The sequence below is a fragment of the Asanoa sp. NPDC049573 genome, from assembly GCF_040676615.1.
Classification (GTDB): domain Bacteria; phylum Actinomycetota; class Actinomycetes; order Mycobacteriales; family Micromonosporaceae; genus Asanoa.
Genome location: NZ_JBFAPI010000004.1, coordinates 63,710 through 88,377 on the forward strand (window position 1 = coordinate 63,710; position 24,668 = coordinate 88,377).

Sequence of the window (24,668 nt, forward strand, 5' to 3'; positions counted from 1 at the left end):
CCGCCGCCCCAGCGGATCGGGCGATCCGCCGATTCGCCCCCGCTGCGATGCTGAGCTCCGGCGGGGGAACGATGACACGGAGGCGAATCGGCATGAGTGGTGTGCTGCGGCGTGATGCGACCAGCAGCGCGGGTGCCGACGGGCACGTGACCGAGCCTGACGACCGCCTGCCGGTGCTGGTCTGGATCATCGCCGCGGCGTTCGTCGGCGTCGAGTTGGCCTTCAGCGCCGGCTACGGCTTCCAGCAGGACGAGCTCTACTTCATCCAGGCCGGCCGCCACCTCGCGTTCGGCTACGTCGACCAGCCTCCGGTCGCCCCGCTGCTGACCCGGTTGGTCACGATGATCGGCGGCATCGACCCGACGGCCGTACGGACGCTCCCGGCGCTCGCGGGCGGCGCGATCGTCGTGCTGGCCGCCCGGCAGGCCGCGATCCTCGGCGCCGGACGCGTCGGTCGCGTGCTCGCGGCACTGTGCCTGGCCAGCGCGCCGGTGCTGCTCGGCGCGGTCCACATCGGAAACACGACGCCACCGGCGCTGCTGGCCTGGACGCTGGTCGTGCTGTGCGTGACCACCGCGATCGGGCGCGACCGGCCACGCTGGTGGCTCGGCGCCGGCCTCGCCGCCGGCCTCGGACTGCAGACCAACAACCTGGTCGCGCTGCTGTTGCTGGCCCTCGCCGTCGGCCTGCTGGTCACCGGCCGCGCCGACGTCCTGGCCACACGCTGGCCGTGGCTGGGCGGCGCGGTCGCCGCGATCATCTGGGCGCCGAATGTGATGTGGCAGGCGACGCATGGCTGGCCACAGTTCGAGATGGCCGCATCACTGCACCGGGAGAACACGTCCCAGGCCGCCTACCTGGGTGGGCTGCCGGCGCAGATCCTCTATGGTGGCCTGCTCACCGCCCCGGTGCTGATCGCCGGCGTCGTGTGGCTGTGGCGCAGCCCGCGGATGCGCTACCTCGCGGTCACCGTCACCGTGGTAGCCGTGTACGTCCTGGCGTGGGTGCCGGGAAAGCCCTACTACACCTCGGGTCTGCTGCCGGCCGTGCTGGCGGCGGGGTCGGTGGCGACCGAGCGCTGGTTCGCCCGGGGTCGGCGACCGTTCGGCCGGCGTACGCTCGTCGTCGGCGCGATTCTGGTCGCGACCGTGGTCGAGCTGCCCACGTTGCTGCCCGTCTGGCCGGTGCGTGACCTGCACGCGCACACGACCAGCGGCGACCTGGCCGACACGGTCGGCTGGCCGCAGCTGGCCCAGTTCGTCGCGACCGAGAACGCCACCCTCGCCGCTTCCGGCACGCCACCGACGTCGATCTTCACCGGGAACTACGCCGAAGCGGCGGCGCTCGACGTCCTCGGCCCGGCCGGCCTACCTCCGGTGCTGTCGGGGCACAACGCGTACGGCATGTGGGGACCCGGTTCGGCCTCCGACGCGAGGGTGCTCGCGGTCGACGCCGCCGACGAGCTCCGGCCCTACTTCGGCAATTGCGCGAAGGTCGACACCTTTGTCGCGCCGTACGATGTGGACACCGACTTCAACCATCTCGACCTGAGCCTCTGCTCCGGCCCGACAACCGACTGGGCCGGACTGTGGCCCCACCTGACGCACGACGACTGATCGGAGCGGCCGGAACCGGCCTGGTAAGGGAGAACCCCCAGGCGGAATCGGGAGTTTCCCGCATAGTCGCGTCGAGTGCGGGAGGGATAGCGTGCTGACGCATCGGGCCGTGGGTGCCCGGAGCACCGCGATCCGGCGGGGGGTCAGATGAATGCGTTGACGCGCGCGCTGAGCGGCGTGCTGGCCGTGGCTCTCGCGTCCTATGCCAGCCTGGGCTCATCACAGGCGTCAGCGGGACCCACCCACAGAGCCGCGGTCCAGCGGGTACTGGACCGGTTGACCGGCGAGGACGGCGGGCCTGGCGCACTCGCGGAAATACGTGATCGCACCGGCGTCACCAAGCTGACCAGCGGGCTGGCGGACCTCCGCACAGGTGCCCCGATGACCGACGACGTCAGGTTCCGCATCGGCAGCATGACCAAGCCGTTCGTCGCGACGGTCGTCCTCCAACTCGTCGGGGAACACCGCGTCGCGCTCGATGCCCCGCTGGAGCGCTACCTGCCCGCTGTCGTCCGCGGGAACGGCAACGACGGCCGGCGCGTCACCGTACGGAACCTGCTCCAGCACACCAGCGGGCTGCCCGACTACCTGACCTACCTGACGCCGCCGGACATCCTGGCCGACCGCTACGCCCATCACGACCCGACCGAGCTGCTCGGAATCGCGCTGGCGCATCCGCGGCTGTTCGAGCCGGGCGCGAAGGGCAGGTGGAGTTACTCCAACACGAACTACCTGCTGGCCGCGATGCTGATCGAGAAGGTGACCGGCCACGCGTACGGCGCGGAGATCAAGCGGCGCATCATCGTGCCCCTCGAACTGGACTCCACCTCGGTTCCCGGAGACGCGTTCGATATCCCCGAGCCGCACCCGCGTGGCTACGCGCGACCCGCCCCCGGCGCCGAGCCGATCGACGTGACCGAATTCAACCCGTCGGTCGCCGCCGGATCCGGCGACATGATCTCCGATGCCACCGACGTGTCGCGGTTCCTCGACGCACTCCTGCGCGGGCGGCTGCTGCACCCGGCACAACTGGCCGAGATGACGCATACCAGGAAAACCGGACTTGCGGACCACAGCTCGTACGGGCTGGGCCTGTTCGCCTGGCCCCTGCCGTGCGGTGGGGTCTACTGGGGACACCCGGGCGACGTCCTCGGGTTCCAGACGACGACCGGCATCACCACAGGCGGCCGGCAGGCCACGGTCATGGTGAACCTCGACCCGGGCGGCACGGACGCACAGGACGCCGACATACAGGCCGCGGTCACGACCGCCTTGTGCGCGCCGACAAGGTCGTGACCGAGGCTACCCGCCACGGCCACTGTCACGGGCGCACGGCGAGCGCGAGGACCTCGTCGAGGGCCAGGCTCGCGCCCTCGGTGGTCAGTCGGCGATAGGGGTCCGTGCCCGATGAGCCCGAGCAGCTCGTCCGGTTTCGCGAACGTCCGGTAGGAGACGCCGCTGCGGGTGCTGCCCCGCGTCGTCAGCTGACCTTTAAGCTCACGTGCCATGACTCGCACCACCCCGCCGCGGCCCGTGGACCTCACGGAGCTCTTCCCGCAGTTGCGTGACCACTCGGCGACGGCCACGCGACTGCATCCTCGGCCGGGCACGCCCACGACCGGCGATAGTTCGGTGGGCGGCCCACTGCTGTGGTCCGCCGACGAGCCGTGGCCGGTATGTATGGACGGCGACGCCCACTACGTCGACACACTCATGACACCGGCGACGGTCCGCCGCAGCCGGGAGATCTACACGGCGGCGCAGGCGCGGGCCGCTGCCACCGGCACCCCCTATGAGCTGACCGACGAGGAACGGGCGCAGGTCCCGGCCTACGACTTCTCCGAGCCACACACCCTGTTGCTTCAGCCGATCCCGCTGGTCCCGGTCGCGCAGCTCTACCAGCGGGACATACCCGACTTCGTCGGACCGGACGGCGCCGACGTGCTGCAGGTGCTGTGGTGCCCGCTGGACCACCCGGAAGACGGCTACAACCCCAGGGTGCGGCTGATTTGGCGACGCAGCACAGATGTCACCACGCCGCTGGAACAAGCCCCGGAGCCGCCCGTGGTCAACGACTCGTACCTACCGGTGTCCTGTGTGGTGCACCCGGAACGCGTCCGTGAGTACCAGTACGGCGATCTGTTGCCCGACGAGCTCGGCGAGCGGATAACCGCCTGGGAGCAAGCCCAGGAACGGACGGAGGACGACCACATCGCGCGCGACTACCAGTCCGACCTGTCGCTGGCACCCGGATGGAAGGTAGCTGGCTTCGCGAGCTGGTCGCTGAGCGATCCGCAGCCGATGAACTGCACCGAGTGCGGCAGAGCGATGACGCTGCTGTTGACCGCCGACTCCGGCGAGTGGGACGGCACCGAATGCAGTTGGCGCCCCGTCGAGGAGCCGGCGGACGCCTCACCGGACCCTACCGGCGTCACGATCGGCCGTGGCTATGCCCTTTACGTGTTCCGCTGCCCCGCCTCCTTTGACCATCCACCCGCCACAGCCATGCAGTGATCGTCGGGCCGCCCACGCTAAGAACGGCGATCTGGGCGCGACGACACCAGCACGACGAGTCCGAGCGCGGCGAGCAGTCCACAGATGACGAGGGCGGATCGGTAGCCGAGCGCCTGGGCGGTGGCGCCGGCCAGCACGCCGGATACGAGCGATCCGATGGTGAGCGTGTTGGCGAACAGCGTGGTCGCGCGTCCGGTGGCGTGCGGCGCGAGATCCTGGACGTACGTGATACCAAGCGTTCCCACCGTCGCGATGGCGACACCGCGAGCGAGTTGGGTGGCGATGAGCGTCGGCATGCTGGAGCTCACCGCCACGAGGAGAAAGTAGACGCCGAACAGTGCCATGCCGACCAGGATCACCGGACGCTTGGGGAATCGTGCGGGTAGCAGCATGATGCCCAGTGCGGCGGGAATCTCGATCAGCGCGCATACGGTGAACAGCAGGCCGACGTCGCCCGCACCCTGGTGCAGGGTTCTGGTGACATAGAGCGGCAGGACGACCGAGCCGGACAGCATGGCGGTGTGGAACAGGGTGAAGCTCCCGGCCGCCACGAGCATGGTCCGGCTGATTCCCTTTCCGTCCGCCTCCGCGTCGACTGGTTGCTCGGTGCGTGGTGTCCGGCCGATCAGCAGGAGCGGCACCGCGACCAACGAGAACGCGGCGGCGGTGAAGAGCAGCAGCCCGTCGTAGCCCTGGCGGGACAGCACAGCGGCGCCGATCATGGGTCCGACGGCCCAGGCCAGGGACCACACCGACCGCAGCGCGGGCGTTCCTCGGCGTGCGATGGACGTGTCCTCGCGGTCCAGATGGGTCCGGGCCAAGCTGAACAGTTGCGGGAATGCGGCCAGCCCAGCACCGAGAAGCCCGACTCCGATCAACAGCACCATCGGGTAGTCCGTGGTGGCCGTCAGCGCCAGATATCCGGCTGCCGGGGCCGCCACCGCGACGACGGCGGGCCACCGGCTCGCCGAGCGGTCATAACGGCGGCCGAGCCAGCTGCTCACCACCAGCCCGCTGACGGAAATGAGCGAGAGGAAGGCGCCGACCTGTAACGGCGACAAACCGGCCTCATTCGCGGCGAAGAGCACCAGGTAGGGTCCGACCACCGAATCGGCTATTCCGAGCAGTAGCACGCTGACCAGTAGGGGCGGGAAGGCCGAGCGCTGATCGATGCGGGTCGTAGAGGCCATGCGGATGTCGCTACCCGCCACCGCCGCGGCGTAAGCGTCGTTCGGTCCAGCCAGCGGTCGATGACAGGGCGGTTCAGCGCGTCGAATGCTGCGGTGTGTAGCGTCGCAGGACCGGGCGCTCCACGGCGCCGATCAACGCGTAGAGGCCGACCGAGACCACGACCACGAGCACGGCGCCGGCCCACAGGGTGCCGAAGCGCGAACTGCTGTAGGCCACGACGAGCAGGCTGCCCAGGCCCTTGCCGGTCGCCAGCCATTCGGCCAGGGTCGCGCCGCCGATCGCCGCGGGCACGGCGATCCGGGCCGAGGCGAACAGGGCCGGCAGGGCGTACTGGATGCGCACCTTGGTCACCGTGTGGAACGCGGAGCCGCCCATCGAGGTGACCACCTCACACGCCGGCGTGGGTGCGGCGCGCAGCCCGACCGTGAGGTTGACCAGGGTCGGGAAGAAGACGACGAGCGCGACGATGACCGTCACGCCCACCAGGCCCCGGCCGAAGACCAGGGCGATCAGCGGCGCCATGGCCACCAGCGGGACCGAGCGCATGACGACCGCGACCGGCATCATCGTCTGTTCGACGGCGCGCACGGTCACCACGACGATGGCCATCAGCACCGCCACCGCGGTGCCCACCAGATAGCCGACCGCCGCGTCGACCAGCGTGACCTTCAGCGCCGCCAGCAACTCGTCGCGGTGCGCGCCGGCGTCCGCGTCGGAGAAGGCGTAGTGGAAGACGTCGGCCGGTGTCTTGGCGAAATAGCCGTTGAGGTCGAACAGCCGCAGCAGGGCGTACCAGCCGAGCAGGGTGACCGCCACCGACGCCAGCAGGAAACCGGTGGTCTCCAGCGCCCGGGCAAGACGGCCGGACCTCCGGGTGGAGGTGTCACCGGTGCCCACGTCGAGCAGCCGGCCCGCCCACGGTGTCAGCAGCCGGGCGATCACCGACGTGGCGGCGTAGAGCAGGCCGGCCAGCGCGGAGATGACCAGCGCGATCCCCCACGTGCGGGCCACTTCGAACGACGACTGGGCCTGCACGAGCGCGACGCCCAGACCTTGGCTGGCACCGAGATACTCGCCGATGATGGCGCCGAGCAGCGCGGCCGGCGCGGCGATGCGCAGCCCCGCGAACAGGCTCGGCAGAGCCGCGCGGATCCGGACCAGCCACAGCGTCTGCCAGGCCGACCCACCGTAGGCACGCACCAGGTCCACGGCCGTCGCGTCACTGGATCGCAGGCCGACGACGGTGGCGACGAGCGTCGTGAAGAACACCGACAGCGCGGCGAGTGTCTCCTTGGGCGCGTCGCCGGGCAGCACGACGACGAGGATCGGGGCGATGGCCACGAGCGGGACGCAGTAGCTCGCGATCGCCAGCCGCAGCAGCACCCGCTCGACGGCCGGCAGGCGGACGAAGAGCACCGCGAGCACGATCGCGGCGAGGTTGCCCCACAGGTAGCCGACCATGGCCTCGCGCAGTGTCACGCCGATGTTCGACGCCAGGGCGGAGCGGTCGTCCCAGATCTGACCGACCACGTCGACCGGCGACGGGATGGCCCGCAGGTCGGCGAGGAGGCCCGACAGCGCGAACCAGACGACCAACACCAGGGCCAGGCCGACGGCGCCGGGCAGCACACGCTTGATCACAACTCGGCATCCTCTGTGGACTGTGCGAAGAGCAGCTCACTCAGCCGGTCACAGAGCGTGTGGAACTCGGCGCTGCGCAGGATCTCCGGGGTCCGCGGCCGCGGCAGGTCGACCTCGACCGTGGCGATGACCCGCCCGGGCCGCCGCGCCATGACCACGACCTGATCGGAGAGGAAGACGGCCTCCGCGATGGAGTGGGTCACCAGCAGCGTCGTCGTCGCCCGTTCCATCCAGATCCGCTGGAGTTCGAGGTTGAGCCGCTGCCGCGTCATCTCGTCGAGCGCGCCGAACGGCTCGTCGAGCATCAACACATCAGGATTGATCGCGAGGGTACGCGCGATCGCCACCCGTTGCCGCATCCCGCCGGAGAGCTGGCCCGGCCGCGCCTTCTCGAAGCCGTCGAGCCCGACGAGCCTGATCAGGTCCCGGATCTGCGCCGGATCCGCCGACCGGCCGGCGATCTGGAACGGCAGCCGGATGTTGGCCTCGACGCTGCGCCACGGCAGCAACGCCGAGTCCTGGAACGCGACACCGACCCGGTGCTCGCGACGCAGCCGGTCCGGGGCCTGGTCGTGCACGAGCACCTGACCCGCGGTGGCGGTCTCCAGGCCGGCGAAGATCCGCAGGAGGGTCGACTTGCCACAGCCCGACGGGCCCAGCAGCGCGGTGAACGAGCCACCGGCCGTGGCCAGGTCGACGTTGTCGAGCGCCTGGACGGTCGACCGGCCGAGCCGGAACGACTTCGTCACGCCCGCGGCGACGAACCCCGGCGCCGTCGTCACGACGCCAGTCATCCGCGCGCCGCCGTCGCCTCGGCGACCAGCCAGTCGCGGTAGGTGGTGTCGCGGTCCGGAACCTCGTTGTGCACGAGCGCGCCCGTCTCGAGGAAGTGCAGCAGGTCGCGGCCCATCTCCTGACCGCGCCGGGTGTGCATGTCCAGCGCGTGGTCCGGGATCACCGGCAACCGCTGCCCGCTGTCGACGACCCGCGCGGCCCAGTTGGCGAGTTCGTCGGAGGTGCGGTCCTTGGTGGCGGTGACGAGCAGGCGGATGGCGTGCACGGCGAAGAGGAACCGGTCACCCCGCCCACGCGGTACGCGCGTGTGCATGCGGTAGACCGAGTCGACGACGACCGGCTCGAGGAACGATCCCGAGCCGACGTCTTCGACCGAGATGACCTGGAGCCGGTGCCAGAGGCACTCCTCCAGTTCCGCGCTGGTGGCGTACATCTCGTAGGCGAGCAGGGTCGCCTCCTCCAACTCGCCGCGCCGGACGGCCTTCTGGAACGCTGAGATGACCTCGTCGGCGGGCAGGTCATGCAGGGTCCGGACCCGCGTCCAGGGGTCGAAGGCTTCGGTCGTCATCGGTTACACCGTCGCCTTTCCCTGGAAGACGTCCGCCAGGATCGTGGTGTCGAACAGCTCGTCGGCGGAGGTGGTGATGCCCACCGAACCCATCGTCTTGATGTTGGACTCGATGCCTTCCTTCGACATCGTCAGCAGCCCGTTGGTCTTCGTCTCCGGCGTGGCGATGAGCGGCACGAACGACTGCGCGGTCAGCAGCTGCTCGTCGGCGTTGAGCTGCAGGCTCTTGCCGTACTTCTCGACCGCGAGCTTGGCGCCGCGGGCCGGATCCGCGACCGCGTCCTGCCAGCCCTGCACGCTCGCGCGCAACACGTTGACCAGCAGCGCCCGCTTCTTCTTGTCGGCGAGCGTCTCCTCGCTGACGACGAAGGCGTCGGCCCAGAGCCCGTACCCGAAATCCGCCAGCAGGAAGGCCTCGGTCTCGACACCCTGCCGCTTGAGCTGGATGGGCTGCGACGTCAGGAAGGACGCGAAGGCGTCGACGTCGCCGTTGACCAGCGGAGCCGGGTCGAACTGGACCGGCACGTAGGTGACGGACTTGGGGTCGACGCCGTTGGCCTTGAAGAACGCGTTGTAGATCTCGGTGCCGGACTGCTGCACGCCGAGCCGCTTGCCGACCAGGTCCTGCGGGGTGCGGATCGGGTTCTTGGCCAGCGACATCACGGCGGACGGGTTCTTCTGCAGGGTCGCGCCGACGACCTTCAGCGGTGCGCCTTCCTTGCGCGCCCGGGCGATGGTGTCCACCGAGTCGAGCCCGACGAACGCCTTGCCGCTGGCGACCAGCGGGCCGACGGACACCGACGGTCCGCCCGGGACGATGGTGGTCTTCAGCCCCGCCTTCGTGAAGTAGCCGCCGTCGTCGGCGATGTAGATGCCCATGTTCTCCACGTTGGCGAGCCAGCCGAGCTGGAACGTCACCGGGCTGATCTCGGTGGAGCCGCCCGCGCTCGGTTCGTCGCTGGAGCAGGCGGCGAGTGCGCCGCCGGAGACGGCCGCGAGCGCCCCGCCACCGAGGATCCGCGCGGTCACGGTCAGAAAATCACGGCGAGTGGTCATCAATGTCCAATCACGAGAGGGGTTTTCGGGTGGCCGTGGCCGGCCGAGCGGTCGAACCACGTACCAGAAGCCTGGTTTCCAGGACGATCCGGCGCGGCGTCGCGTCTCCGCGGTCGCGCAGCCGGTTCAACAGCAGCCGCATCGCCAGCGAGCCCTGCTCTTCCATCGGGCGCTCGACGACCGTGAGCGGCGGCATCAACAGCGCGGCGAGGTCGAGGTCGTCGAACCCGACGATGGAGACCTGGTCGGGAACGCGGGCGCCGATGTCGTGCAGCGCGCGCAGGGCGCCCACGGTCATCAGGTTGTTGGTGACGAAGATGGCGGTGGGCGGGTGCTCGAGGGCGAGCAGCCGCAGCACGGCCTGATAGCCGCCCTGCTCGCGGAAGTCGCCCACTTCCTCGAGGATCTCGGCCGGCTCGACGCCCCGCGACGTCAGCGTTTCGATGAAGGTTTCGCGGCGTTGCCGCCCGGGGGTCGAGCGCATGGTGCCGTTGACGATGGCGATCCGCCGGTGCCCGAGGTCGAGCAGATGCTCGGCCGCCCGCCGGCTGCCGCCGACATTGTCGACCAGGACCGCGTCGAACATCGCGGAACCGCCGATCTCACGGTCGAGGAAGACGATCGGCAGGCCGGCCCGGTGTGCGCGCAACGGCGCCTCGTCGGACTCGACGGTCGGCGCCAGGATGACCCCGTCGACGCGGCCGACGAGGTCCGCGAGGACGGCGGCCTCCCGGTCGACGTTCTCGTCGGTGTTGGACAGGAACAGGTGGTATTCGTCCTGCCGGGCCACCGCTTCGGCGCCCTTGACCACGGCCGCGAAGAACGGGTTGGTCACGTCGGGGACCACGACCGCGATCGACCGGGTACGCCCGGAGCGCAGGCTGCGCGCCACCGGACTCGGTCGGTAGGCGAGGTCGGCCACGGCCGTCCGGATCGTGTCGGCCGCGCGGACCGGCTGGCCGGCGAGAAACCGCGAGACCGTGGTGACCGAGACGCCGGCCCGTCGCGCCACGTCGCCTATCGTCGCCTCGGACATCGCTGGTCACAGCCCCTGGAATCGAATTCTGGTATCGATTGCACTGGACCGTAGATCCGTGCGAGCATCCCGTCAAGCAGCCAGGAAGAGGAACCGCGCAGCATGAGCAGTGTCGAGCGGGCGAGCATCGTGGTCATCGGCAGCACCATGATGGACATGATTTCGTACATGCCACGCATTCCGGACGCCGGCGAGACGCTGTTCGGCGACCGCTTCGCCCTGGGTTTCGGCGGCAAGGGCGCCAACCAGGCGGTGATGGCCCGGCGACTCGGCGCTGACGTCTGGATGGTCGCCTGCCTCGGCACCGACGTCTTCGGCGACATGACGGTCGACAACTTCCACGCGGCCGGCATCGACACGACCTACGTGACCCGCACGCCGGAGGCCAGTTCCGGGGTCGCGCCGATCTGGGTCGGGGCCGACGGCCAGAACCGGATCGTCTGTGTCGCCGGAGCGAACGCCCGGATGACCGAGGAGCAGGCGGAGAACGCGGTCTCGTCGATCCCCCGCGTCGACGTCGTCGTCGGTCAGTTCGAGGTGCCACAGGGCGTCACCGCGGCCGGCTTCCGGGTGGCCAAGGAACGCGGTGCCGTCACGGTGCTCAATCCCGCGCCCGCGGCCGAGGTCAGCGCCGAACTGCTGGCGGTCACCGACTGGCTGATCCCCAACGAGGTCGAGTTCGGGTCGCTGACCCGCGGCTGGGCGGTCGACGCGAGCCCGACGGACGAGGCCATCATCACGATGGCGAAACGCTTCGACGTCAGCGTCGTGGCAACCCTCGGCGAGGCCGGTGCGGCCATCGCGGGCGGTGCCGGTCCGGTCCTGCGGATCACCCCGCCACCGACGACCGTGGTCGACACCACCGGGGCGGGCGACGCGTTCGTCGGGGCCTTCTCGTACGGCTTGGCGGCCGGCCGAACGCCCGTCGCCGCGGCCCGCCTGGGATGCGCGTGCGCCACGTCGAGCGTCTCCCGCACCGGCACCCAGTCGTCGTTCCCGCAGGGCACCGACCTCGACACCGCGCTCGCCTGGGCCAGGGGCTGAGCCAGCCGCGACCGGAGCGGCGCGACTGAGCCGGGGCACGGGTCACGCCGCGGTGGTCGGTGGGGTTGGCGAGTTCACCGGCAGCAGCTCGAAGTGGACGGTGCGGCCGGTCGTGCGGCGTCCCAGCCGGTGGGTCAGCGGCACGAGGACCCCGTGCAGCAACGGATACTTGGCCCGCAGCGCGCGGGCCGCGGCGACATTGTCCGCGCCGGTCAGCCGGTGGGCCACGGCGTGCACCGCCGGCCCGGTCGGCACGCCGCGGATGGTCGACGGCGCGACCAGGACGGCCGGGTTGTTCCGGATGCGGCGGGTCTTCCAGGCCTTCCCGTAGCTGCGTACGAACGCGCGTTCGCCTGCCACGACGATGCTGACCGGCGTCGTGACCGCCGTGCCGGCCCGACGGTACGTGGTCAGCGCGACCGTCTTCTGCCTGACGAACGGCGCCCAGGCCGGCGCGGGCGAGCCGTCGACCCGGCCCAGCACCCAGCCCAGCTGACGCCACCGTTCCAGCAGGGCGACGGCGGCCAGCACGGCGGCGACCGCGACCAGCACGGTCTGACCGGTCGCGCCGCCGAGGTTTCGGTCGGCGATGTGCGACGCCGTGTGCGCGACGCCGCCGGCCAGGTAGCCACCGAGTGCCACCGTGAAGCCGTCGGCCCATACGAGCGCGAGCAGCAGCGCCGCCCCGAGGCCGAGCTGGAACGCCCCCGCGTCGTGCACGAAGTGCTCGCTGGGCGGGAAGTTCACGAACGACGCGAACGAACCGGGAGCGATCAGCCCCCAGAAGCCCGCGGCGAGGGTGAGTAGCGCCAGGAGAACGGTGATGACCCGAATCATGCGTCTCATACCCGGTGGACGGGGCAGAGCCCGGGCATGTGACGCCGATAGTTGTGAGCCGCGCTACGACAGCGGCTCTTCCGTGGGGACACCGCGGCGGACGGCCGCGAACAGCGGTGGGGAATACCAACCCGATCCGCCGCCGAACCAGCGCTCCAGCGACGGGGTGGGCGGGCGCACGCCGCCGAGAACGTAGAGCGCGACCGCGAGCAACGTACCACCGCCGGATAGGCCGAGGCAGATCCACAGCGCGGTGCGGATCCCCGATGTCGGGCTCGATCCGACGGTCACGGAGATGTAGACGAGGATCGGCGCGATCATGAACGCCGCCACCGCGCGCAGCAGTTCGATGATGGCGAACACCCGCTGGAGGGCGGCGTTGCGCAGCGAGAAGCCGGCGATGAACAGCGCCGGGGTGACCGAGGCGCCGACGCCGATGCCGACCAGCCCCGTCCCGATCAGCGTGACGATGGTGCTCGGTGGGAGGGCACCGGCGATCAGCGCGATTCCCGCACTGAGACACAGGAGGCCGGCCAGCGCGAAATAGTGCAACGCCCGGGTGGTGAACAGCGCCGCGAACAGGATCGCGGTGATCACCGCTCCGCCGAACTCGGGCAGGTACAGCAGTCCCAGCTTGAGGGCCGAGTAGCGGTCCTGGAGCAGGATGCTGGTCAACGTGACCGCGGAGACCGAGGCGGCCGCCGCGGACATCGCGACCACGACGCCGGCCACCGGCATCGTGGTCGTCAGCGGGCGCAGGATGAGCAGCGGGCGCTTGGAGTGGTATTGCTGCACCAGCAGGAACATGATCACGATCACGCCCCCGATCAGGGGGCCCAGCGTCTTGGCTTCGATGGTGCGGTGGGTCAGCAGCTGCGCGGCGCCGTAGAACGCCGCGACGCAGCCGATCGCGGCCAGGCCCACCGCGACCGGGGAGCGGGTCGAGGTGAGGTCCGCCGGCGGCGAGTCCTCGAAGGTCAGCACCACCAGCAGCAGAGCTACGACGGCGATGCCCGCGATCACCCAGAAGAGCGGCCGCCAGGCGTTGGCATCGGCCTGGACGCCACCGATCAGCGGACCCAACGCGACCGCTCCGAAGATCGACAGGTTGAGGATCACCGCCGTTATCCGCAACTTGGACGGCGGGAACCCGGTGACCAGCGGCGGCACGGCCGCGATGAGCAGGAGGCTGGTGCACAGGCCCTGCAGCACGTGTCCGGAGATGAACATGACCGGCCCGTTGGCGGCCGCGGCGAGGATCGACCCGATCACGAGTACGACGGCGTAGATGATCAGCATCCGGCGCTGCGGTAGGTGCTGGGCGAGCTGAACCGACAGCACCGTGCCCATCGCGTAGCCGGCGTTGGCAAGGCCCAGCGCGAGGTTGACCTCTTCGGTGGTCATGTGGAGCTGCGCGGAGATGATCCCGGTGAGCGGACCCAGCGCCGCCGAGAGCACCAGGTAGGGAATCAGCGCGAGGACCACCATCGTCGCCACCGCGGCGTAGTAGCCCGCCAACGGACCGCGCGCCGGTCTCAAGGGAGCCTCGACCACTCCGGGTGCTTCGGCGCTCATCGTGTTCTCCTCCCCACCACGGCGAACGTACCGCGCATATGGTGATAGGCAGGTCGAAATAACGATCAAACACCACAAAACTGGTCTGGCGTACGCGAACCGCACTCGGGTGGGCACCAGCCCGAGGCGATCATCATGGCTGTGACGTGGTGGTGCGACGGTGCCGGCCAGTTTCCCGGGCGGTCGGCGAGCGCGGGTGCGGGATCGGGAGCCGGCCACCAGCACCGCCCCGCCCACCTGTTGTGCCGCATCAGGTCATGTCGAGGATGATGCCCTTCAGTTCGTTGAGGGTTTCGATCCGGTAGCGCGCCCGCGAGAAGTCCTGTGCTTTCGTGAATTCGTTGTGGACAATGGCACAGTCGATGCCGGCGGCCACGGCCGAGTTCAGCCCCCGGGCCGAATCCTCGACGACCAGCGTCTCTTCTCTGCTGGCGCCCAGGCGCTTGAGGCCGGTCAGATACGGTTCCGGGTGCGGCTTGGCGAACTGATAGTCCTCGCGCACCAGAACGAAATCCATGAACTGTCTTATGGTGCGCTTTTCATGGATGAGGTCGAAGTCCGCGCGTTTGGCGGTCGTCACGATGGCCATGCGGGCGTATGTGGACAGCTCGGCAAGGGTTTCGACGACGCCTTCGATCTCGATGGCCGCTGTTCTGAGATAGTCCCGGTAGTAGTCGTCGCGGACCACGCGCTGCCTGCTGATGGTCTGCTCGTCGATGCCGGCCGCCCGGGCTTGGGCCCAGGTGCCCAATCCCCGGCTCATGTCGCGGAGGTATCGAGCCTTGTCCAGCGTCAGACCAATGTCCGCGAGGGCCCGCTCCCCCGCTTTGTAATACCAGAATTCGGTATCCACCAGCACACCGTCGTGATCGAAGAGGATGTGCTTCTTCACCGGCCGGCCACCCCCTCTCGGTCGAGAACCTACTGATCACCGTCGCGTCGACCGCGTGTCAGCGGCGTGTCAGGCCGGCGACCGCACCGTGTCAGCGCGGACGGCGACGGTGGACGCCATCAACGGTTCGGCGACGCCACTCCGGCGAGATCGAACCCGGTCGGTTAAGGAGATCATGATGGCACCTGGTAGTAGCGGCTTCTCGAAGGCGGGGCTGGGCCGGCTCAGCGACGTCCTGAACCGGCACGTCGACTCCGGCCGGATTCCCGGCCTGGTGGCCCTGGTCAGCCGCGGCGACGAAACACACGTCGAGACGATCGGGACGATGCGCCACGACGGCGGCGCCCCGATGCGCCGGGACACGATCTTCCGGATGGCCTCCACGTCCAAGCCGGTCACGATGGCGGCGGCGATGGTCCTGCTCGACGAGTGCCGGCTGCGGCTGGACGAACCGGTCGAGCCGTGGCTGCCGGAACTGGCCGACCCTCGGGTGCTCACCCGGATCGACGCCGCCTTGGACGACACCGTGCCGGCGCGGCGCCCGATCACCGTGCGGGACGTGCTGACCTCCACGTTCGGGCTCGGCATGGACATGACCTCGCTCGGCACGCCGATCATGGGCGCGATCTTCGAGCAGGGCCTCACCCCCAACCTGCCGGAGCCGATGCCCGAGCCGGATGAGTGGATGCGTCGCCTCGGCACGCTTCCGCTGATGCACCAGCCCGGTGCGCGCTGGCAGTACCAACTCAGCAACGACCTGGTCGGCGTGCTCGTCGCCCGGGTCACCGGCCAGTCGTTCGAGACCTTCCTGCGCGAACGCGTCTTCGGCCCGCTGGGTATGACGGACACCGGCTTCCACGTGCCCGCCGAGAAGATCGACCGGCTGCCCACCCTCTACGCCCCTGATCCGCGGACCGGCGAGTTCCACGTGTGGGACGAGTCCGCGGGCGGCCGGTGGAGCCAGCCCCCGGCGTTCCAGGGCGGCGGCGGTGGACTGGTCTCCACCGTCGACGACTATCACGCCTACTTCCGGATGCTGCTGAACCACGGCGTGCACGACGGTGAGCGGATCCTGTCGCGGCCCGCCGTCGAGCTGATGACCACCAACCGCCTCGATCCCGAGCAACAGGCCGCCCGGCACGCCATGGCCGTCGACAACGTGCACATCTCGTTCGGCCAAGGCCAGCAGGGCGGCTGGGGCTTGGGCATGGCGGTGCGCACCTACCGCAGTGACTACGCACCGATCGGCCAGTTCGGCTGGGACGGCGGCAGCGGCACCGCGACCTACGCCGACCCGGTCAACCAGCTCACCGGAATCCTGCTCACCCAGGTCGGCGCCTCCACTCCGGACCAGGCGCGGGTGATCCAGGACTTCTGGACCACGCTCTACCAGGCCATCGACGACTGACCCGGCCCGCCCGCGGTTGCCTCGCGGGCGGCGGGTGGCCCACCAGGTACGGAAGTCGTCACTGCGGGTGCTCAGCTCGCCGACGAGGTCGGTCAGGCCACGGTCGTACGGGTTGCGGCCGGCCTCCGTCCGCAAGGCGAGGCGTGTTCTGTGAATTTCGGGGAACCAAGCTCCCCGTGGGAGGCGATCAGCCGGCGGACCTGTTCGCCGCCGCGGTGACCTCGGGAGCGCTCGACCTGCCGTTGCCGGGCGGCGGGCGCACCCGCGAGCGCTGGGCGGCGTTACGCGCGCTGGGTGAACAGGACCTGGTGCTGGCCCGCCTGGCCGAGGGGCACACCGACGCACTGGCGATCCTCGCCGAACTCGGCGGGCACCCGCCGGTCCCGCCGAACAGCCGGTGGGGGGTGTGGGCGGCCGTTCCGGGGTCGTTGACGGCGGTCGAGGAAGCCGGCGGCTGGCGCCTCACCGGCGAGCGTCCCTGGTGCTCCGGCGCGGTCGTGTGCACCCACGCGCTGGTGACCGCGTCGGCGCCCGACGGCATCAGGCTGTTCGCGGTGGCGAACCCGAACGATCCGGTCGACGGCACCTGGCCGGCGGTCGGCATGGCCGCCAGCGACAGCCGCACGGTCCGGTTCACCTCCACGCCGGCGGAGGCGGTGGGCAAACCCGGCGACTACGTCGGCCGGGCGGGTTTCTGGCACGGGGCGATCGGGGTCGCGGCGTGCTGGCACGGCGGCGCCGTCGGGGTGGCGCGGGCGTTGCTGGACTCCGACCGGACCGCGTCGGATCCGCACGCGGCGGCGCACCTGGGCGGCGTCGACGCGGCCCTGCACGGCGCCGGCGTCGCGCTCGACGCGGCCGCGGTGGTCATCGACGCCGAGCCGGGCGGTGACGCCCGGTGGCTGGCCGGCCGCACCCGGGCCATCGTCGAACGGGCGGCCAGCGAGGTGCTCGAGCGGGTGGGTCGGGCGTTGGGCGCCGGACCGCTGTGTCTCGACGCGACGCACGCCCGGCGGGTCGCCGACCTGACCGTCTACTTGCGGCAGAGCCACGGCGAGCGGGACCTGGCCGTGCTCGGTGAGCAGGTCGCCCAGTCCGGTGACCCCCGATGGTGACCGAGATCGCCGGGCTCGGCACTCCCGAGTCGCGCTGGCGGCCGTGGTTGCAGCAGACCCGGTGGCCCCGCGTCGACCTGTCCGGCGCCGACGAACCGATCGTCGTGGCTCCACATCCGGACGACGAGATCCTGGGCGCCGCCGGCCTGCTGGCCCTTGCGCGGGGCGCGGAAATCGTCGCGGTCACCGACGGCGAGGCGTCCCATCCCGCGCTCGATGCCGCCGCGCGGGTCGCCCTGGCCGACCGGCGCCGCGCCGAGACGGGCGCCGCCCTGCGAGCATTGCGGGTCGACGTGCCGATCCACCGGCTCCGGCAGCCCGACGGCGGCATCGACGAGGACGCGTTGACCCGGTTCCTCGTGCTACGGCTGAGGCCGGGCCGCTGGTGCGTGACCACCTGGCGGGGCGACGGACATCCCGATCACGAGGCCGTCGGGCGGGCCTGCGCGCGGGCCTCCGCGGCGACCGGTGCCCGGTTGGTGGAGTTTCCGATCTGGACGTGGCACTGGGCCACGCCCGGCGACGGCCGCGTCCCGTGGGCACGCGGCCGCATGCTGCCCCTGCCGCACGGCGTGCGGCTCGCCAAGGCGGCCGCGATCGCCGAGTTCCGCAGCCAGACCGACCCGCTGATGCCGGGTCCGGACGGCGCGCCGATCCTCCCGCCACACGTCATCGCCCGGTTCCAGCGACCCCACGAGGTGTTCTTCCTATGACCTTGCCGGCCGGCTATTTCGACGAGATGTATGCCGCCGAACCCGACCCCTGGGGCTTCACCACCCGCTGGTACGAGCAACGCAAGTACGCCCTGACCATGGCCGCGCTGCCCCGCCCCCGCTACCCGTCGGCCTTCGAGCCCGGCTGCTCGATCGGGGTGCTGACGGCGCTGCTGGCCGAGCGCTGCGACGCGTTGCTCAGCACCGACATCGCCACCGACGCGGTCGCCGCCACCCGGGAGCGCGTCCGCGACCGCACACACGTCACCGTCGAGCAGCGGCGGGTGCCCGACGAGTGGCCGCCCGGCGGGTTCGACCTGATCGTGCTCTCCGAGATCGCCTACTACCTGGGCGACGACGACCTCGACCTGCTCCTCGCCCGCGCGGAGGCGGCGCTGACGCCCGGCGGCGACCTTGTCGCGGTGCACTGGCGCCGGCGCATCGACGACTATCCGCAACCCGGTGACGAGGTCCACCGCCGGCTCGCTTACGACCGCCCCGAACTCGCGGTCCTGGCCAGGCACGAGGAGGCCGACTTCCGCCTCGACGTCTACACCAAGGTCCCGCCCGCGCCGCGGTCCGTCGCCCAACGCGAGGGATTGTGCTGAACCGCGTCGCCGTGATCGTGCCCGCGCACAACGAGGAAGAACTGCTCCCTCGCTGTCTGGGCGCCATCGACGTGGCGGTCGCCGCGGTGCCGCACCTGCGGGTCGAGGTGGTCGTCGTGCTCGACGCGTGTACGGACGGGACCGCAGCCGCGTGCCGACGCGCGGGGGTGCGGACGGTCGTGGTTGACGCGCACAACGTCGGCCGGGCCCGCGCCGCCGGCGCCGCCTATGCGCTACGTAGCGGCGCCGCCGGCCTGTGGCTGGCCACCACCGACGCCGACTCCCGCGTCCCCGACACGTGGTTGGCGCGGCAACTCCGGCACGCCGCCGCTGGCGCCGAGGTGGTGGTCGGCACCGTCACCGTCGACGACTGGTCGCCCTGGCCGCCGCTGCTGGCCACCACCTACCGCACGGCGTACGACCGGACGGAGGGCCACGTACACGGGGCGAACCTGGCCGCGTCGGCGACCGCGTACCTGGCCGCGGGCGGCTTCCCACCGCGCCCGCTGGCCGAGGACCGGGCGTTCGTCGCCGCCGCGCGACTGGCCGGCCGGCGCATCGTGCACGCCCTGGACCTTCCGGTGTCGACGAGCGGCCGCCGGGTCGCCCGCGCCCCCGGCGGCTTCAGCGCCTTCCTCGCCCGCCTGAGCTGGATCGACCCGCGCCACCTAGCGGGCGGTTGGCCGGTGGGATCGTTCGACGATGTTGGCGAGCCGGCGCAGTGACTCGGCGTTGCGCCGGCTCAGCACCATGTCGTTGACGCGGTTGCGCACGGCCAGCAGCGGCCCGCCGGTGAACTGCTCCTCGAGCACGATGCGCGTTCCGCCGGCGTCGGCGTCTGTCAACGTGATACGCACGGTGGCCTCGCCGAAGGGCCACAGTCGCGGCCGCATGACCAGCCGGCGCGGCGGTTCGCACTCCAGCGAGACGGTCCGTTCCCACAGCGACAGCGGCCACGGGCCGGCCTTGTGGTGGATCTGGCCGCCGGCCTCCGGCCACGTCGCGTCGACGTCACGGATGTGGGCGGTGCCGACCACCCAGTCGCTGTAGGTCCACCCGTTGGCCAGCACCGCGAAGACCTGCTCGGCGGACGCGGCGATCGTGTGTTCGGTGCGGGCCATCGCTGCTCACCTTCGCGTGACGGGTCGGTTCGCCGTACTATTGAAGCGGAATGCCCGTGATGGGGCAGTTGAAACTCACGATGTCGCTGGTCGTGGCGTAAGCCGGGCATCCGTGGGTAGCCGCGCTGCATGGCAGCTAGTGCCCGACGGCCGCGGGCCGTGGTGGTGACCGGTGCGTCCAGCGGCATCGGCCGCGCCGCCGCCCTCGCGTTCGCGCGCCGCGGTGACGATCTCGTCCTGTCGGCTCGCGCGGCCGGGGTGCTCGAGCAGGTGGCGGACGAGTGCCGGGCCCTCGGCGCGCGGGTGCGGGTGGCACCGGTCGACGTCAACGACGCCGCGTCCGTGGCGGCGCTGGCGGGCAGCGGTGACCGGATCGACGTCTGGGTGCATACCGCGGCGGTGATGGCGTACGGCCGCTTCGAGGACCTGCCCGCCGGCGTGTTCGAGCAGGTGGTCCGGACCGACCTGCTCGGTGCCGCCACCGTCGCCCGCGCGGCGCTCTCGCGCTTCCGCAGCCAAGGGTCCGGGGTGCTGATCCTCGGTGGCTCCGTGCTCGGTTTCGTCGCCGCGCCCTACATGAGTGCCTACATCACCAGCAAATGGGGGATGCGCGGCCTGGCCCGCGTCCTGCGGCAGGAGACCCGCGACGCGCGGCACATCCATGTCTGCGTCGTCGACCCCGGTGGCGTGGACACGCCGATCTATCGGTCCGCGGCCAATTACGCCGGGTGGGTCGGCCGGCCGCCGCCACCTGTCGACGCTCCGGAGAAGGTCGCCGCGGCGATCGTGCGGTTGGCCGAACGGCCGCGCCGCACCGTGTCGGTGGGCCTGGCCAACCGCGTCATGCGAATCGGCTTCGTCGCCATGCCTCCGGTGTATGACCTGCTCGTCGGCCCGCTGATGCGCGCCGCCGGCCTGTCACGTGACCCGGTCGAGGCGCACCCGGGCAACGTCTTCGCCCCACTGCCCGAGCTCGACGACACGTCTGCCCGATGGGGTCGGCACTGGCTCAGGCCAGCCGCTGTCGCCGGCGCCGCCACGCTGACCGCCGCGGCCGTGGGATGGCGGGCGCGGGCTTCCGGACGACCATGGGGCCCCATCCGAACGCGCCGCTAGGTCGCGGTGACCGGGGCGCGGCGGAGCGTCGTCGCGGCCAGGCCACCCGCCGGGATGATGAGCCAGCAGGAGAGCAGGCGGTAGATCAGGACCGCGGCGCCCGCGGTCGCGCTGCCGGCGCCCGCGGCCGTGAGCCCCGCGATCAGCGCGATGTCGACGACGCCGATCCCGCCCGGCGTGAGCGGAACCTGGCGGACGACCTGGACACTGAGGTAGATGGCGGCGATCGTCGTCAGCGAAACCGGCAGCCCGAGGGCCCGGACGGCGGCGACCAGGCACATCAGGTCGGCGAACCACTTCGCGGTCGAGTACGCGAGCGCGGCCGCCCAGTCGCGGGCGTCGACGTCGGCGCCGGTGCGCCATGCCTTCCGCACCGAATTCAGCGCGGTTCGCGCCCAACGGGCCGCTCGGGTGCCACCGCTCGTGCCTTCCTCCGGCGCCGGTCTGCGTAGCTGCCGGCGGCCGATCACGGTGGCGACGACCGTGATAGCGGCCAGCCCCACGACGACGAGCAGCGGCCGCCAGTTCATCACGTGCGTCGGGCTGCCGGCCAGCAGTGTCAGGCTGCCGAGCACGTAGAGCAGGGCCACGCCGCCGATGGAGGCCAGCCCCGACACGATGACCGACGCTGCCGCCGCCTCGCGCGTGGCACCGGCGCGCTCGTACTCGCGGACGGTGAAGACCGTGGACACGGCGGCGCCCGCCGGGACCCCGATCGCGACCGCGGTGGCGGCCAGGGTGATGGCGAACACCCGGCCGGGCCGCACGCGTACGCCCAGGCTGCGCAGCAACAGTTGCTGCTGGAGCACGAAGGCGCCGAGCGAGGCGACCTGGAGGACCACCGCGACCAGGACCCAGCCGTAGTCGGCGTCGGCGAACGCCGCCAGCACGTCGCCCAGGTCGGGAAGGCGGCCGCGCAGGCCGAACACGGCGAGCGCCGTCACGACCGCCGCGATGACGAGGAAGCGTATCCACCGGCGGGTGCCTCTGGAGCGCTCCGTGGACCCCGGCATCTCGTCAGGAACGACCGTGGTTCGCGGTTGCCCTTCAGGCATGCGGGGATCCTCGCGACCCGGTCGTGGCCATTCACGCATGGTAAAGCGCGGGCCGGTGGCCCAACGCGGCGACCTGGACATCGAAGATCGCCGACCACCCCGATGATCACGGAGAGCCACCAAGCGTCAGTCGCCGAGGCGGCGCCGCAACACCTCGATCATCATGGTGGCCGCGGCCAGCTGGTATTCCAGGCTGACGATCCGGACGGCGGCGTCCAGCCGCATGCCGTCGTCGACCAGGTGCCGGGCGCGGTCCGCGCGCTGCAGGTCGTCGCGGCTGTAGCGGCGGTGGCCGCCGCCGGAACGGTGCGCCTCGAACAGGCCCGCCGTCTCGACCGCACGCAGGAACGCCGGGGTCACACCGAGCGCGTCGGCGGCCGCGCCCATCGCGTAAGCGGGATAGCCGGCGTCGTCGAGCGCGCCGGCGCCGGGAGTGTCGTCGCCCATGGGTGGCCTCCTGCCCGGCGGACCCGCCGGGCTCGCGGCGGGTCCGTCCGATGTCGGTCTCAGGCGCTCGCCCCTTCGAGAACATTGTGGTCGGCGCCCGCGCGGGTGACCTCGATGCGGCGCGGCTTGGCCCGCTCCGCCACCGGGATGGTCAGGCTCAGCACACCGTCGCTGTAGTCGGCGCGGATCGCGTCGATGTCGAGGCCCTCGCCGAGCACGAGTTGGCGACGGTAGGTGCCGGACGGCCGCTCGGAGACGAGGTAGGTCGCGTCGTCGGGGTCGTGCCGGCGGCGCTCGGCCGACACGGTGAGGGTGTTGTGCTCGGCCGAGACGTCGAGGCTGTCGACATCGATGCCCGGCATGTCGAAGCGGACGACGAAGGTGTCGCCCGTGCGCAGGCAGTCCATCGGCATCAGCGACGGCGTGCGGGCCGCGCCCAGCACCTCACTGGCGAGCCGGTCGAAGTCACGGAACGGGTCGAAACGCATCATGATCAGCACACCTCCAAGGCGGAGTATCGGTCAGTCACGGGAGAGATGTTGTGCTTGCTGACGCATTAATTCTATACCCAGCGGTGCAGATTTCAACCCTCGCTAGTCGATGTTCTCCAGAAGATCCAGCAGCCTGGTTTGCCGATCCTTGTTGGGGGCTTTGCCGTACGTGTACAGATACGGCCATTGAATCCCGGTGAACGAACCGCCCACCCAACCCAGCCGCTGGCAGAGGCCGGCGCCGATCATGAACGTGCTGATCGCGACGCCGAGCAGGTTCATGACGCTGGCATCCTGCGCGACCTGCAAACCGTCGACGGCGACACCGGCGGCTCCCACGACGGACGTAACCACGCTGGGCGGACCGTCCAGGAGGGAGCCGAGCCCGCGGCGGCTGCCCTTGCGCACCTCGTTCTGGAGGTGGCGCAGGAGTTCGCCCTCGAACCGCGTCGGGTCGGTGCCCTTGAGCAGATCCGCGACGGTCCTGAACCACGCGACCAACTCGGCGTGACCACCGTTGCCGATGAAGCGCATCAGCCCGCCCCGACCGCGCACGTCATCCAGGCGAGCCAGCACTTCGAGCAGTTGAGCCGCCAGGAACTGCTCCTGCCCCGGTTCGGGAGCTTGACGCGGCGCCGGCGGCCCGACCGCCGGCTGTCCGTCGATGCGCGCCTGCGCCATCAGGTTCAGGAACCGCGCATCGGCCGGGCGCAGCAGGAAGTCCATCTCCGACCCGGCATTCGCCAGCGCCTGTCCGTGGTTGCGGGCCGAACCGAGGAGATATTCGACCGCGCCGCGGGGGTCCCATGGCATCTTCTGGATCGATTCGAAGGTGCCGGCCGGAATCCGGTCCTGCGGCCGATCACCGACGATCACGCCCTCCCAGAACCCGAGCTGCTCCGGATGCTCGTCCAGAAACCCCGCGGCCCACTGGCGGCCGCCCGCGTCGGGCGCGACCGCCACCCGCGGATGCCGTCGAGCGCCACCACCAAGATGATCCTCGTGAAAGATGTCCCTGATCGCGCCGTCGATCTTCGGGTCCCACCGGGCGCCATCCCAGTGGTGGCGGTCCCGAAAGCTACGGTCCAACAACCACGACTCCCGCCCGACGATCCGAACGGTTCCGTTCTCCACGAGCTTGACGAAGTCGTCCGGGCTGACCGAGCACGCCTTCGACCGCAACAGGACGCTCGACGGCGACCACAGCGTCAGCGGTTGGCTGATCGCGATCATGCGGTGAAGGCGCCGGTAGCCGTACTCGCCGAAGTCGCTGATGTGACAGAAGGTGGGCAGCTGGGCGGCAGGATCCGCGGTCATGTCGCCAACCTTGGGGGGTGAGGCGGGGCGAGCTGTGGTGTCATTGTCCCACTGCCGAGCCCGACTCAGTCGGTCGCCGCGAGCACGCGGTGCAGCAGGGAGTTGAGCTGGCGGGCCTCGGTCGCGGTGAGGCCGAGCGCTTCCGGCTGGTTCATCCGCGCGATCACCGGCCAGGCCCGGCCGAGCAACTCCTCCCCCGCGGCCGTGAGGCGCAGCGACAGCGGCTGGCCACGCCGCGGTTCCGGGTGCTCGACGAGGCCGTCGGCGGACAGCCCGCGCAGCAGCGAGCCCATGCTCTGCGGCGTGACCCGCACCTGGCGGGCCAGGTCGGCCGAGGACATGCCGGGGTTGCGGTGGAGGGTGGCCAGGATGCCGAACAGATGCGGCTTGAGGCCGACGGCGGCGAGCTCGGCCGTGAACACGCGGCTCAGGGCATGGCTGGCCCGCACCACCGTCCACGGGACGACGGCGTCGTCGTCGAAGTCCATGTTTGGCAGCGTAGGCTGCCGGCT

At 70.9% G+C, this 24,668-nt stretch carries 25 protein-coding genes and 1 pseudogene; 10 read left to right on the plus strand and 16 right to left on the minus strand.

Annotated features, from left to right (window positions below):
- Positions 1–92 precede the first annotated feature (92 nt).
- From AB0J74_RS10390 to AB0J74_RS10400, 3 genes are all read left to right on the plus strand, one after another.
- Entirely contained in the window at positions 93–1,616 is a 1,524-nt protein-coding gene (locus AB0J74_RS10390) for a glycosyltransferase family 39 protein (RefSeq protein WP_363446737.1), read from the plus strand.
- 147 nt (positions 1,617–1,763) lie between these two features.
- The gene (locus AB0J74_RS10395; protein ID WP_363446739.1) at positions 1,764–2,912 is read left to right on the plus strand and encodes a serine hydrolase domain-containing protein; all 1,149 of its coding nucleotides are present in this window, start codon (positions 1,764–1,766) and stop codon (positions 2,910–2,912) included.
- Between the two features lie 210 nt (positions 2,913–3,122).
- Complete coding sequence (locus AB0J74_RS10400) at positions 3,123–4,130, plus strand: hypothetical protein (RefSeq protein ID WP_363446741.1); 1,008 nt, start codon at positions 3,123–3,125, stop codon at positions 4,128–4,130.
- A 17-nt stretch (positions 4,131–4,147) separates the two neighbouring features.
- On the opposite strand, the gene AB0J74_RS10405 is transcribed toward AB0J74_RS10400, so the two are convergent.
- Genes AB0J74_RS10405 through AB0J74_RS10430 form a run of 6 tightly spaced genes read right to left on the minus strand, consistent with a single transcriptional unit; the run spans position 4,148 to position 10,393 of the window.
- Positions 4,148–5,341, minus strand: a complete 1,194-nt coding sequence (locus AB0J74_RS10405; RefSeq protein WP_363446743.1) for a sugar efflux transporter — start codon at positions 5,339–5,341, stop codon at positions 4,148–4,150.
- A gap of 52 nt (positions 5,342–5,393) precedes the next feature.
- Positions 5,394–6,962, minus strand: a complete 1,569-nt coding sequence (locus AB0J74_RS10410; protein ID WP_363446745.1) for an ABC transporter permease subunit — start codon at positions 6,960–6,962, stop codon at positions 5,394–5,396.
- Positions 6,959–7,756: an ABC transporter ATP-binding protein gene (locus AB0J74_RS10415; RefSeq protein ID WP_363446746.1), complete on the minus strand. Its 798-nt coding sequence runs from the start codon at positions 7,754–7,756 to the stop codon at positions 6,959–6,961. Before AB0J74_RS10415 ends, AB0J74_RS10410 begins: the two co-directional genes overlap by 4 nt.
- Positions 7,753–8,325, minus strand: coding sequence for a hypothetical protein (locus tag AB0J74_RS10420; RefSeq protein ID WP_363446748.1), 573 nt, complete (start codon positions 8,323–8,325; stop codon positions 7,753–7,755). Before AB0J74_RS10420 ends, AB0J74_RS10415 begins: the two co-directional genes overlap by 4 nt.
- A 3-nt stretch (positions 8,326–8,328) precedes the next feature.
- Positions 8,329–9,354: an ABC transporter substrate-binding protein gene (locus AB0J74_RS10425; RefSeq protein WP_363446750.1), complete on the minus strand. Its 1,026-nt coding sequence runs from the start codon at positions 9,352–9,354 to the stop codon at positions 8,329–8,331.
- Positions 9,355–9,391: 37 nt separating this feature from the next.
- Positions 9,392–10,393, minus strand: a complete 1,002-nt coding sequence (locus AB0J74_RS10430; RefSeq protein WP_363446752.1) for a LacI family DNA-binding transcriptional regulator — start codon at positions 10,391–10,393, stop codon at positions 9,392–9,394.
- Positions 10,394–10,519: 126 nt separating this feature from the next.
- Between AB0J74_RS10430 and AB0J74_RS10435 the strand changes: the two genes are divergently transcribed.
- On the plus strand, positions 10,520–11,461 hold the full coding sequence (locus AB0J74_RS10435; RefSeq protein ID WP_363446754.1) for a ribokinase: 942 nt from the start codon (positions 10,520–10,522) through the stop codon (positions 11,459–11,461).
- A gap of 42 nt (positions 11,462–11,503) precedes the next feature.
- On the opposite strand, the gene AB0J74_RS10440 is transcribed toward AB0J74_RS10435, so the two are convergent.
- From AB0J74_RS10440 to AB0J74_RS10450, 3 genes are all read right to left on the minus strand, one after another.
- Positions 11,504–12,298, minus strand: coding sequence for a PPOX class F420-dependent oxidoreductase (locus AB0J74_RS10440; protein ID WP_363446756.1), 795 nt, complete (start codon positions 12,296–12,298; stop codon positions 11,504–11,506).
- 63 nt (positions 12,299–12,361) lie between these two features.
- Entirely contained in the window at positions 12,362–13,873 is a 1,512-nt protein-coding gene (locus AB0J74_RS10445; RefSeq protein ID WP_363446758.1) for an MFS transporter, read from the minus strand.
- 250 nt (positions 13,874–14,123) lie between these two features.
- Positions 14,124–14,765: an HAD-IA family hydrolase gene (locus AB0J74_RS10450; RefSeq protein ID WP_363446760.1), complete on the minus strand. Its 642-nt coding sequence runs from the start codon at positions 14,763–14,765 to the stop codon at positions 14,124–14,126.
- Positions 14,766–14,943: 178 nt separating this feature from the next.
- Between AB0J74_RS10450 and AB0J74_RS10455 the strand changes: the two genes are divergently transcribed.
- The gene (locus AB0J74_RS10455; RefSeq protein WP_363446762.1) at positions 14,944–16,173 is read left to right on the plus strand and encodes a serine hydrolase domain-containing protein; all 1,230 of its coding nucleotides are present in this window, start codon (positions 14,944–14,946) and stop codon (positions 16,171–16,173) included.
- An 18-nt stretch (positions 16,174–16,191) separates the two neighbouring features.
- On the opposite strand, the pseudogene AB0J74_RS10460 reads toward AB0J74_RS10455, so the two are convergent.
- Positions 16,192–16,308 (minus strand): annotated as a pseudogene (locus tag AB0J74_RS10460) (transcriptional regulator); the annotation flags it as partial.
- Between the two features lie 41 nt (positions 16,309–16,349).
- Here AB0J74_RS10460 and AB0J74_RS10465 point away from each other — a divergent pair.
- The 4 genes from AB0J74_RS10465 to AB0J74_RS10480 are packed head-to-tail and all read left to right on the plus strand — an operon-like array spanning position 16,350 to position 19,334.
- On the plus strand, positions 16,350–17,288 hold the full coding sequence (locus AB0J74_RS10465; protein WP_363446764.1) for an acyl-CoA dehydrogenase family protein: 939 nt from the start codon (positions 16,350–16,352) through the stop codon (positions 17,286–17,288).
- A complete protein-coding gene (locus AB0J74_RS10470) occupies positions 17,282–18,001 on the plus strand; it encodes a PIG-L family deacetylase (RefSeq protein ID WP_363446765.1) in 720 nt (239 codons plus the stop codon). Before AB0J74_RS10465 ends, AB0J74_RS10470 begins: the two co-directional genes overlap by 7 nt.
- Positions 17,998–18,609 carry an SAM-dependent methyltransferase gene (locus AB0J74_RS10475; protein WP_363446767.1) on the plus strand — a complete coding sequence of 204 codons (612 nt, stop codon included), beginning with the start codon at positions 17,998–18,000 and terminating at the stop codon, positions 18,607–18,609. The genes AB0J74_RS10470 and AB0J74_RS10475 overlap by 4 nt, the downstream gene beginning before the upstream one ends.
- Positions 18,603–19,334 carry a glycosyltransferase family A protein gene (locus AB0J74_RS10480; protein ID WP_363446769.1) on the plus strand — a complete coding sequence of 244 codons (732 nt, stop codon included), beginning with the start codon at positions 18,603–18,605 and terminating at the stop codon, positions 19,332–19,334. Before AB0J74_RS10475 ends, AB0J74_RS10480 begins: the two co-directional genes overlap by 7 nt.
- Here the strand turns inward: AB0J74_RS10480 and AB0J74_RS10485 are convergent.
- Complete coding sequence (locus AB0J74_RS10485) at positions 19,278–19,730, minus strand: SRPBCC family protein (RefSeq protein WP_363446771.1); 453 nt, start codon at positions 19,728–19,730, stop codon at positions 19,278–19,280. The genes AB0J74_RS10480 and AB0J74_RS10485 overlap by 57 nt on opposite strands.
- Before the next feature lie 129 nt (positions 19,731–19,859).
- Here AB0J74_RS10485 and AB0J74_RS10490 point away from each other — a divergent pair, with 129 nt between their 5' ends.
- Entirely contained in the window at positions 19,860–20,846 is a 987-nt protein-coding gene (locus AB0J74_RS10490; RefSeq protein ID WP_363446773.1) for an SDR family NAD(P)-dependent oxidoreductase, read from the plus strand.
- On the opposite strand, the gene AB0J74_RS10495 is transcribed toward AB0J74_RS10490, so the two are convergent.
- The 5 genes from AB0J74_RS10495 to AB0J74_RS10515 all read right to left on the minus strand — a co-directional run bounded on the left by AB0J74_RS10495 (position 20,843) and on the right by AB0J74_RS10515 (position 24,644).
- Positions 20,843–21,901, minus strand: coding sequence for a lysylphosphatidylglycerol synthase transmembrane domain-containing protein (locus tag AB0J74_RS10495; RefSeq protein WP_363446775.1), 1,059 nt, complete (start codon positions 21,899–21,901; stop codon positions 20,843–20,845). The genes AB0J74_RS10490 and AB0J74_RS10495 overlap by 4 nt on opposite strands.
- 126 nt (positions 21,902–22,027) lie before the next feature.
- Positions 22,028–22,348, minus strand: coding sequence for a helix-turn-helix domain-containing protein (locus tag AB0J74_RS10500; protein ID WP_363446777.1), 321 nt, complete (start codon positions 22,346–22,348; stop codon positions 22,028–22,030).
- A gap of 59 nt (positions 22,349–22,407) precedes the next feature.
- Entirely contained in the window at positions 22,408–22,839 is a 432-nt protein-coding gene (locus AB0J74_RS10505) for an Hsp20/alpha crystallin family protein (RefSeq protein ID WP_363446780.1), read from the minus strand.
- Between the two features lie 102 nt (positions 22,840–22,941).
- The gene (locus AB0J74_RS10510) at positions 22,942–24,156 is read right to left on the minus strand and encodes a hypothetical protein (RefSeq protein ID WP_363446782.1); all 1,215 of its coding nucleotides are present in this window, start codon (positions 24,154–24,156) and stop codon (positions 22,942–22,944) included.
- Between the two features lie 65 nt (positions 24,157–24,221).
- The gene (locus tag AB0J74_RS10515) at positions 24,222–24,644 is read right to left on the minus strand and encodes a MarR family winged helix-turn-helix transcriptional regulator (protein ID WP_363446783.1); all 423 of its coding nucleotides are present in this window, start codon (positions 24,642–24,644) and stop codon (positions 24,222–24,224) included.
- Between the last annotated feature and the right edge of the window lie 24 nt (positions 24,645–24,668).